This is a genomic window from Colwellia hornerae, from assembly GCF_007954355.1.
GTDB lineage: Bacteria > Pseudomonadota > Gammaproteobacteria > Enterobacterales > Alteromonadaceae > Colwellia_A > Colwellia_A hornerae.
In genome coordinates this window covers 1-10,484 of record NZ_VOLR01000044.1, presented here as the reverse complement: position 1 = coordinate 10,484, position 10,484 = coordinate 1, and the positions used below count along the sequence as shown (strand labels likewise).

Annotated in this window: 9 protein-coding genes; 4 read left to right on the top strand and 5 right to left on the bottom strand. The window is 38.4% G+C overall.

Features of this window, described 5'->3' with window-relative positions; all coding sequences use genetic code 11:
• Positions 1-162 precede the first annotated feature (162 nt).
• Positions 163-1,926 carry a gamma-glutamyltransferase gene (gene ggt, locus ESZ26_RS18405; protein ID WP_146801196.1) on the top strand — a complete coding sequence of 588 codons (1,764 nt, stop codon included), beginning with the start codon at positions 163-165 and terminating at the stop codon, positions 1,924-1,926.
• Between the two features lie 62 nt (positions 1,927-1,988).
• Here ggt and ESZ26_RS18400 read toward each other — a convergent pair whose 3' ends face one another.
• Both ESZ26_RS18400 and ESZ26_RS18395 read right to left on the bottom strand, forming a co-directional pair.
• A complete protein-coding gene (locus ESZ26_RS18400) occupies positions 1,989-2,423 on the bottom strand; it encodes a hypothetical protein (RefSeq protein WP_146801194.1) in 435 nt (144 codons plus the stop codon).
• A gap of 256 nt (positions 2,424-2,679) precedes the next feature.
• Positions 2,680-3,651 carry a tRNA-dihydrouridine synthase gene (locus ESZ26_RS18395; protein WP_146801193.1) on the bottom strand — a complete coding sequence of 324 codons (972 nt, stop codon included), beginning with the start codon at positions 3,649-3,651 and terminating at the stop codon, positions 2,680-2,682.
• 152 nt (positions 3,652-3,803) lie between these two features.
• On the opposite strand from ESZ26_RS18395, the gene ESZ26_RS18390 reads away from it, so the two are divergent.
• A complete protein-coding gene (locus ESZ26_RS18390; protein WP_146801192.1) occupies positions 3,804-4,187 on the top strand; it encodes an HvfA family oxazolone/thioamide-modified RiPP metallophore in 384 nt (127 codons plus the stop codon).
• A gap of 404 nt (positions 4,188-4,591) precedes the next feature.
• Positions 4,592-6,778 (top strand): OsmC domain/YcaO domain-containing protein, encoded by a 2,187-nt coding sequence (locus tag ESZ26_RS18385; protein ID WP_146801191.1) that lies wholly within the window; start codon positions 4,592-4,594, stop codon positions 6,776-6,778.
• 70 nt (positions 6,779-6,848) lie between these two features.
• Here the strand turns inward: ESZ26_RS18385 and ESZ26_RS18380 are convergent, their stop codons facing one another.
• The 3 genes from ESZ26_RS18380 to ESZ26_RS18370 all read right to left on the bottom strand — a co-directional run bounded on the left by ESZ26_RS18380 (position 6,849) and on the right by ESZ26_RS18370 (position 9,499).
• A complete protein-coding gene (locus ESZ26_RS18380; protein ID WP_223271732.1) occupies positions 6,849-7,769 on the bottom strand; it encodes a sensor domain-containing diguanylate cyclase in 921 nt (306 codons plus the stop codon).
• Positions 7,759-8,574 carry an alpha/beta fold hydrolase gene (locus tag ESZ26_RS18375; RefSeq protein ID WP_146801190.1) on the bottom strand — a complete coding sequence of 272 codons (816 nt, stop codon included), beginning with the start codon at positions 8,572-8,574 and terminating at the stop codon, positions 7,759-7,761. Before ESZ26_RS18375 ends, ESZ26_RS18380 begins: the two co-directional genes overlap by 11 nt.
• 76 nt (positions 8,575-8,650) lie before the next feature.
• The gene (locus ESZ26_RS18370) at positions 8,651-9,499 is read right to left on the bottom strand and encodes a LysR family transcriptional regulator (RefSeq protein WP_146801188.1); all 849 of its coding nucleotides are present in this window, start codon (positions 9,497-9,499) and stop codon (positions 8,651-8,653) included.
• Between the two features lie 150 nt (positions 9,500-9,649).
• On the opposite strand from ESZ26_RS18370, the gene rimK reads away from it, so the two are divergent.
• Positions 9,650-10,484 (top strand): 30S ribosomal protein S6--L-glutamate ligase (rimK, locus tag ESZ26_RS18365; protein ID WP_146801186.1); only part of this gene is annotated, 835 nt, incomplete at its 3' end.

Here is a 10,484-nt window from a genome sequence, read left to right as displayed (position 1 = left end):
AAAACATGGCAAAAAACTATCAATTTTTTGTCAAAGTATGCTCAAAGAGCGAACCCGACAAGAGATAAGGAAAAAGGACGATTAAAGTGCGGCCTAGATCCAATTATCTCTTAATGTCCAACCTATGAACCCAAACTAGTTTACATGTTTTTAAGGAAAACTATGTCTCGAATTCAACTATTTCAGCGTTTAAGTATGGTGACGCTATCTCTGGTATTTACCTTTGCTAGTCAAGCCGAAATAATAAAACAACAAGAAGACCGTGAACCCGAAGCTGCTACCGGTGTTATCCATAAGCAAGCAGTTATCAGCAAAGACTTTATGATCGCGGCAGCTAATCCTTATGCTAGCCGAGCTGGTTTTAACATCTTAAAAAAAGGGGGCAGTGCTATCGATGCAGCGATTGCCGTGCAACTGGTACTGACCTTAGTTGAACCGCAATCTTCGGGGATCGGCGGTGGTGCTTTTATTTTGCATTGGGATAAAAAAGAAAAGTTATTAACGACTTTTGATGGTCGAGAAACTGCGCCAAAAGCGGCAACAGCTGAGTTGTTTTTAGATGAAAGTGGCAAGGCTATTTCTTGGATTAAAGCCGTCGTTGGTGGTCGTTCTGTTGGTGTTCCTGGTGTGTTGTCAGCACTAAAAAAAGCGCATCAACAATACGGAAAGCTCGCTTGGTCAGCGTTATTTATCGAAGCTATTGAACTTGCCGAGCAGGGCTTTATTGTTTCTCCACGGCTAGAAAAGCTAGTTACCATGCAATTTAATCCGGGTATTAGCCAACTTCCTGAAATAAAAAATTATTTTTTTCCTAATAATATTGCTATAAAAGCGGGCGACCGTTTGAAAAATAAAAAGCTTGCTGCTGTTTATCGAAGTATTGCCAAAGAAGGCTTAAAACCTTTTTATCATGGCTGGATAGCCGAAAGAATTGTTGATGCGGTGCAAAATTCTAGCATAGCGCCAGGTAAACTTACTTTGCAAGATATGGCTAATTATCAGCCTAAGCAACGACCTGCGGTTTGTGGTGCTTATCGTGTATATAATGTTTGTGGAATGGCTCCACCTAGTTCAGGTGGTGTTGCCATTATTCAACTGCTTGCCCAGCTTGAACGTTACGATTTAGCGAAAGAAAGCCTCAATAGTTTAACCGCCGTGCATTTATTTACGCAAAGCTCACGTTTAGCCTTTGCCGATCGCGAGCGATATATTGCCGACAACGACTTTGTTAATGTTCCTGTTGAAGGACTAATATCGCCAGACTATTTAGCAGAGCGTTCAAAATTAATTAATATCGATAAAGATATGGGAAAAGCGCAAGCCGGCTTCCCGCAGGGGGCTTTAACACAAGCTGACGATCTCGCCTATGAATTACCCTCAACCAGTCATATTTCCATTATTGATAAACAAGGCAATGCGATATCAATGACCACCAGTGTCGAGATGGCTTTCGGTTCTGCGGTGATGGTGGAAGGCTTTATTTTAAACAATCAATTAACCGACTTTTCATTAGCGCCTAAAGTGAATGGGCAATGGGTAGCAAATCGTTTAGAGCCCCTCAAACGACCAAGAAGCTCTATGGCTCCAACGATGGTATTCAATGAAGATAACTCATTAAAACTTGTTATTGGCTCACCTGGCGGTAGTCGGATCATAAACTATGTTGCGCAAGCTATTGTTGGTGTCATTGATTGGCAGTTGGACCCACAAACGGCAATTAATTTACCGAAAGTAACTAATCGTAATAAAGTGACCACCTTAGAAAAAGGCACAAACATGGTGTTATTAAAGCCCGCTTTAGAAGCTAAAGGTCATAAAGTTATCGTCAGAGATTTAAATAGTGGTCTTCATGCGATTGAAGTTACAGAGCAGGGACTAACTGGCGGAGCAGATCCGCGCAGAGAAGGTGTCGTGTTAGGTTTATAAATTATCTTTTGACCTATCTTGCTTTAAGATAGGTCAACGTTTTATTTTAAAGCAATACTCATTTAGAAAGGGTCTTTTAATATTTTATCAATAACCCAATCGCCATCTATCTGAATGAGCGATAACCGCTTAACGTCTTTCAAGCGATTATTATCATAGATACCATCAAAATAAACGGTGATTTCTGCTGCGTCTTTAAACTGCTCTCGAACTTTTACCCCGCTGTCATCAGGCGATGCAACAACTGAGTCGTAGGACATATTAAATAAATGGCGGCCAACAGCTTTGGGGGATTTGTAATGTAAGATGATTCGAGATAATTGTGGGCTACATACTTTGGCTGCTTTTTTAACATTCTTTTCGTTGTACAAGGCATCAAAAAAGGCGATAGCAACAACCTCTGGACTTTCAGATGTTTGAATTTCACCATCATCATCTCCCGTGCAGGCGACAAGCAAAAGAATAAATGAGATGATGATTAATTTTAGATAGTTCATAAATGGATGACATTAGCTGTATGGGTATCACTACATACTACCTGAAATTTTTCACCGGTTAGTAGTAAATATTATAAATATTGCAAATATTAATGAAATTAACGAGCACAATACCAACATCCCATTGACTGGTCAGTGATAAAACAACAGAAATGCCAGACGAAAGCTTGCTGGCATGGTTATTAATTATATCGATTACTAGGCTTTATTAATGCTTTTAAAGGAGGGGATTGCATCGACGGACAATATCATTTTATTATGATCCAATGTTCATACTGTTTACCGACGATTTATCCAATAACATTAAAATGTTCTCTTTGTCTTTTAAAATTTTGATGTCATTAAATAATTGTTCTGCCTGCGGATATTGTAATCTTAAGTAGCGTAGCCATTGTTTTAATCGACTTGAAAAGTAAAAACTTTTATCGCCTACTAATTCAAGTTCACCGTATTGTTTTAGTAAAATACAGATTTGCTGCCAAGGCATAGCTTGTTGATTACTTTTTATCACCGACTCTAAATTTGGTAAGGCAAGCGCACCACGACCAAGCATTAAGTTCGCGGTATGGCTTTCTTCGATACAACGATGGGCATCAGCTAAGTTCCAAATTTCGCCATTGGCGAAAATTTCTATCGGATATTTTTTTACAATACCAGCAATAAAGTGCCAATAAGCGGGAGGGCGATAGCCATCCGCTTTAGTTCTCGCATGAATAGTGAGTTGATCAGCTTTGGCTGATGTTATCGCGCTAACTATCTCATCTAACAATGAGGCATCATCAAAGCCTAAGCGAATTTTTGCAGAAAGGGTCACGTCTTCGCCAATCGCTTCTTTTACCGCTAACACTATTTTATATATATCTTCAGGGGTTTTCAGTAATGCGGCACCGCCACGATTTTTATTAACCGTTTTAGCAGGACATCCAAAATTAAGATCAAGACCATGGGAGCCTAATTCTATTGCTCTAACAGCATTTTCCGCCATCCAGTTGGGTTCTTGACCAAGTAACTGCATTCTTAATGGTGTACCTGACTGCGTATAACCTTGTTGCTCTAATTCAGGGCACACTTTGTAGAAGCATCGCTCAGGTAATAGCTGGTCAACTATACGTAGAAATTCAGTAATACAAAAATCGTAATTATTTAATGAGGTCAGTAGATGGCGCATTAACGCATCGGCAACACCTTCCATTGGTGCTAAAACAACTTTTTTTACTTGAGTATTCATAGATCAGCGAGTAACCTCAAAAGTGAGTCATAAGATTTATCTAAAAGTGAATAAATATTTTCAACTTAATTGAAATTTATTTATTACGCCAAGGGTCTTTGTTAGTAGCTTACATATGTAGTGCCAAAATTATAAAATTAAAGGAAAACATAATGAAACTTTTGAAAAAATCATCAATGACAGCTCTATTAGGTTTATTTGCCTTAACACTTGCCGTTTCAGCTCCAGTAAAAGCAGAGACTAACCCTTTTGAAACTAAAAGCATTGTAACGATTACAGCGGTAGATGCTAGCGGAAAATGTGGCGAAGGCAAAGCTGACGACAATGCTAAATGTGGTGAAGGTAAAGCAGACAAAAAAGGTAAGTGCGGCGAAGGAAAATGTGGCGAAGCTAAAACTGCCAAAAAAGGTAAGTGCGGCGAAGGAAAATGTGGCGAAGGAAAAGCAGACAAAAAAGGTAAATGTGGCGAAGGTAAAGCAGATAAAAAAGGTAAATGTGGCGAAGGTAAAACTGACGCTAAGAAATGTGGCGGTTAATTTTAATCAGCAATTCAAAATAATAACATACCTTTATAAAAGCTATTTAATCTCTGGTTAAATAGCTTTTTTGTCTTTCTGTAAAGTTTATTATGTTGGCAAATTTGTAGCTGTTTTTATTTACTTTAGCGCGAGTCATTATAAAGTCTCAATCATTACCTTATTTCGGCTAAAGTTTATCTCTCTTTACTTATCTCTTTAAATTACCCCGGTAAAATAAAATGGCTTGTCGCATTGCACTATTTTCTTTAAAACGGCGGTTTTATTAATTAATGTCTTTTTTTCCAAGACTAATGTCGCGAAAAAACAGATAATACCGATAATTAATCACATCTTGCCAATAGGCAGTCACTAAAACGAAGCAAATCACTGAGCTTTTAGTGCAAAAATCCGGAAATTATTCAATGGAAATCAAAGTTAATTATCTCGACAACCTTAGAATTGAAGCTAAATTTGATGATTTTTCTGTCATCGCTGATCAACCTATTCGCTATAAAGGTGATGGTTCTGCCCCAGGACCTTTTGATTACTTCTTAGCATCATCAGCGCTTTGTGCCGCCTATTTTGTTAAGGTTTATTGTAATTCGCGTGATATACCCACTGAAAATATTCGTTTGTCACAAAACAATATCGTCGATCCTGAAGATCGATATAACCAAATTTTTCAAATTCAGGTTGAGTTGCCTGAAAGTATTTCTGAAAAAGATCGCAAAGGCATTGTCCGTTCCATTGATCGCTGTACTGTTAAAAAAGTAGTTCAAAGTGGCCCTGAGTTTAAAGTAGAAATAGTCGATAGTCTTGAAGACGACGCCCAAGCGATGCTTATGGGGCAGTCGGCAAGTGATACCAGCACCTACATTTTAGGTAAAGACTTACCACTTGAACAAACTATTGCTGATATGACTGGCCTGTTGGCTGATTTAGGTATGAAGATTGAAATATCTTCTTGGCGAAATATTGTGCCTAATGTTTGGTCACTGCACATCCGTGATGCTGCATCACCGATGTGCTTTACTAACGGTAAAGGCGCAACAAAAGAAAGTGCGCTTTGCTCTGCACTGGGTGAATTTATTGAGCGTCTTAACTGTAATTTCTTTTATAACGATCAGTTTTTTGGTGTTGATATTGCCAACAGTGATTTTGTTCATTATCCCAATGAAAAATGGTTTAAACCTGGCGCCAATGATGAGTTACCCAGCGGCATACTTGATGAATATTGTTTAGCTATATACAACCCTGACGACGAATTACGAGGCTCAAACCTAATAGATACTAACTCTGGCTTAGCCGAACGAGGTATTTGCTCTATTCCTTATGTACGCCATTCTGATGGTGAAACTGTTTATTTCCCTTCAAACTTAATTGAAAATTTATTCTTAAGTAATGGTATGAGTGCAGGTAACAACTTACCCGAAGCACAAGTGCAATGTTTGTCAGAAATTTTTGAACGCGCAGTTAAAAAGCAAATTATTGCCGAAGAAATTGTTTTACCCGATGTACCTAAAGACGTAATTGCAAAATATCCAGGTATTTTAGCGGGCATTGAAGGGCTAGAAGCACAGGGCTTTCCGGTTGTCGTTAAAGATGCATCATTAGGGGGGCAATTCCCTGTGATGTGTGTCACGCTTATGAACCCTAAAACGGGTGGCGTTTTTGCCTCTTTTGGTGCTCACCCAAGTTTTGAAGTTGCGCTGGAACGAAGTTTAACGGAGTTGTTACAAGGAAGAAGCTTCGAAGGCTTAAACGACGTACCTAAGCCGACTTTTAATAGCATGGCGGTTACTGAGCCTGAAAACTTTGTTGACCACTTTATTGACTCAACAGGTGTTGTTTCTTGGCGTTTCTTTAGTAGTAAACATGATTATGAATTTTGCGAATGGGACTTTTCTGGTACTAATGAAGAAGAAAATGCTGTTTTAATGGCAATTTTGAAAGACCTAGGCAAAGAAGTCTATATTGCAGAGTTTAATCAACTGGGTGCTACCGCTTGTCGTATGCTCGTGCCAGACTATTCAGAAGTGTACCCGGTTGAAGACCTTATTTGGGACAACACCAATAAATCACTTGACTACCGTGAAGATATTTTAAATCTTCATACCTTAAGTGAAGCAGCCTTAGTAAGTTTAGTTGAACGCCTAGAAGACAGTCAGCAAGATAACTACATTGATATTAAAACCTTAATTGGTATTGAATTTGATGAAAACACCGTTTGGGGTCAGCTCACTATTCTTGAATTAAAAATTCTTATCTATCTCGCGTTAGGCGCTTTAGAGGAAGCTATTGAGTTAGTTGGAGAGTTTTTACAATACAACGACAATACGGTTGAGCGCGGATTGTTTTATCAAGCGGTTCATGCAGTATTAGAAGTGACCTTAGACGAAGAAATGGCACTCGAAGACTATATCGGTAATTTCAATAGGATGTTTGGTGAAGATAATATCGAGCAAGTTATTGGCTCTGTCTTTGGCGAGGTTAGATTTTATGGGCTAACGCCAACGAGTCTTAAGCTTGAAGGGCTAGATAAGCACCTAAGATTGATTGAAAGTTATAAGAAGTTGCATCAAGCGCGTAAATTTGCTGCTGAGAAATAGCTAAAGCTTATCGTCAAACAAGCCAATATTTACTGCTAATATTGGCTTTTTTTATTGTTAAATTTAATAATCACTGAGTCTGATAAAGCTCAGTTCTGTTTCTGCCCAAATTCTTTGCTTGGTATACTGCTTTATCAGCCTGAGCATAAAAATCTGTAAATGATATTTTATTTTCATAAATACTGACACCAATACTGACGGTGAGTGGCTTATTATCCACCATAACGGTAGCGATTAATTGATGTAATCGCTGACAAAATAGTAAAGTGTCAGTCTTGTCTGTGTCCGGTAACAGGATTAAAAACTCTTCACCACCGACACGAGCAACAAGGTCTGTTTGTCGGCAAAACGCTTTTAATTTCTGACCAAGCTCTTGCAATACTCGGTCTCCTTCAACATGACCAAAAGCGTCATTTATTTTCTTAAAGTAATCAATATCAAACATTAATAAACTAACCGATTGCTGAGAACGTGCTGCTTGTTCAAGCACTAAGCTACCTCGATAGCTCATTTCTCTCCTATTTAATAGCTCGGTTAACTCGTCAGTAGAGGCAAGTAACTTTAACGCTTCGGCTTGCTCTTCGAGTGTTTCACGGGTTTTTATTAATTCATCATAAAGTTGGTCTCTTTTTGATGCGTTGAAAAAGCTCCAGTAAATACAGCCATCGCTACTATAATGGGCATTAACCGTGACTGGAATGCGTACGCCTTTGGCATTAAAAATAATTAACTGCATCTCTTCGCAGGTTTTTTCATGTAAAAGTGTTGGGATTAAATAAGTTTGAAAAAATATTTTAGATGACTGGGTAAAAATCACATCGGTACTTTTCCCAATAAGCTCTCCAGGTATCCATAATAGTTCGGTAGTGAAATATGAATTCACATAAGTAATAACTCTTGACGAGTTCGTTACTAAAGCGCCACATGGGAAATGATCTGGCGTAGGCTTTTGTATATCAGTTTGAACTGTAGGGCTATTTTTAATGGTCACGGTTTGCGTATTCTATAATGGTATCGACAATTTCATTAGGATGGGTCATATGCAAACAATGTCCGTCAGCTTCTATCACTTCAAGTTGACTCTCTGATATTTGACTGTGGATAAACTCACCGACGGATGTTGCAGCTAATGCATCATTTTTGCTTTGAAAAATTAATGATGGCTGCTTAATATCTTTTAGAATATGGCGATAATCAGATAAAAACGTTGCTTGGGCAAAGTTCTTGGCAATAACCGGGTCTGTTGAACAAAAACTGCCACTTAACTCGCCAACAAAATCAGTTGAATTTGCGTTTCCTATCACTAAGGGGGCTAAATAATCTGCCCAGCCAATATAGTTTTTATCCATCAGACCTAACAGCTCAAGTAAGTCTACTTTTTCAAAGCCGCCCATATATTCAGGTGGAAAATTTAAAAAACAAGGTGACGGGCATACCATGATGAGTTTAGCGAATAAATTAGGTTGTTGATTCGCAGCAATAGCCCCGATAATACTACTGACTGAGTGGCCAATAAAGGTGACATTTGATAGCTTCAGTGCTGCACATATTTCAATAATATCCTCTGCATATCCTGCTAGCTCGCTATAACGCTTTTTGTTGTATTGTGATATATCAGAAGCGCCTGACCCAACATAGTCAAAGAGTACGAGGGTAAATTTACTCAGTAGCTTTGGCGTCAAAAAGCGCCACATATTTTGATCACAACCAAAACCGTGCGCAAGAAAAAGTGTTTTTTCACCTTTTCCAATGACCTTAACATTATTTCTAAGCAACACATCTTCTGACAAAAACATATTATTTCCAGCTAAAATTTACATTGAATTAACGACTATCAACCATATTATTTGTACTTATATCTAACAAAGCTATTTATATTACCACAGAAGGAAACAGTTGCAGCGTTTGTTCAATAATATCAGTTTTCTGGCTTTTAGCTAAATAAGCGGCATATATATCTCTTGAATATACCGGTGCATCTTCAACAAGGTATAATTTATTTTTCTCGATATATTCAAAAGTCATTTGTCTGGGTAAATAAGCACTTCCGCCGGCGTCTAATAGAAAATTTAATGCAATTCTTGGTTGGCTCATATAGTGTCTTGCGGGAGGAGCATCTTGAAATTCTCGTAGGTGTTGCGCATTCACTGACTCGCCATAGTCGACCATTATATGGTTATCTAATGTTAACTTTTCGCTAGTATCGTTTGGCTCTGTGGTGACTAAATGTAGTGGAACTGTCGCCACTTTTTCAGTAATTAAATCTTTAACAAAAGGTGGCTCGAAAAAAAAGGCAATATCGACCACACGACTGAGTAAACTCTTTCTAAGCTCTAACGGCGAGTAAGTGTTAGTTAATAAACTGACATCGTCAAAATTACGATGTATCTTTTTTAACCAGTCTTGTAAGACAATATCCCAAATAGACATCATCGAGCCAACAACTAATTGATAAGTATCACTATCGGCGACACCGACATCTTGTTTAGTTTTTTGCCACATAAACAATAATTCATTAGCATGTTTTATTAACCGGTTACCTTCGGGGGTTAATTTTAAATGCTTTTGGCTTCGGTCAAATAACATCACACCTAAGTCACCTTCCAATAACTTAATCCTTGCGCTTACCGCAGATTGAGTAATGAATAAGTTCTCAGACGCTATTCTAAAGTGTAATGTACGACTCACTTCAAGAAATGTTTTTAATAGTTCGATTTTCATGCAAACCTCGATAAACAACGCAATCATTTTTTTTGATTAAACTCATCAAAATATAGCGCTATATTATTTAATAAGCTGACTATACACTCCACAGCACTTATTACCTCACTTTTTATCAATAAATAAAAGTGAATATCAAAAGACTGACTTATGAAAATTGCTATCTTATCTAGAAACAAAAAACTTTATTCTACGCGTCGTTTAAAAGAAGCGGGCGAAGCCATGGGCCATGAAGTTGATATTATTGATACCTTACATTGCTATATGGATATCACCAGTACGCGATCTGCTGTACGTTATCATGGTAAAGAATTACCAAAATATGATGCTATAATTCCTCGTATTGGCGCCTCTGTGACCTTCTATGGCACTGCTGTGGCAAGACAGTTTGAAATGATGGGCACGTTTAACATTAATGAGTCAGTGGCTATTAGTCGTTCACGCGACAAGTTGCGTTCATTGCAACTATTATCGCGTAAAGGTTTGGGCTTACCGCGCACTGGCTTTGCCAGCAAACCTGATAATGCCAAAGATTTAATTAAAAATGTTGGTGGCGCGCCGGTAGTTATTAAGTTACTCGAAGGCACGCAGGGCATAGGTGTGGTTTTAGCAGACACAGCAAAATCAGCTGAAGCTATTATCGAAGCGTTTATGGGCTTAAACGCGAATATATTAGTACAAGAATTTATTAAAGAAGCCGGTGGTGCTGATATTCGCTGTTTAGTGATCGGCGGTAAAGTGGTGGCGGCGATGAAACGTCAAGGCGCTGAAGGTGAGTTTCGTTCTAATTTACATCGCGGCGGCTCTGCTGAAGTGGTTAAGTTATCTAAAGCTGAGCGTGACACAGCTGTAAGTGCTGCAAAAGCAATGGGCCTAAACATGTGTGGCGTTGATTTACTGCGTTCACAAAATGGCCCTATGGTGATGGAAGTTAATTCATCTCCAGGTCTTGAAGGTATTGAAAAAGCGACCGGTAAAAATGTTG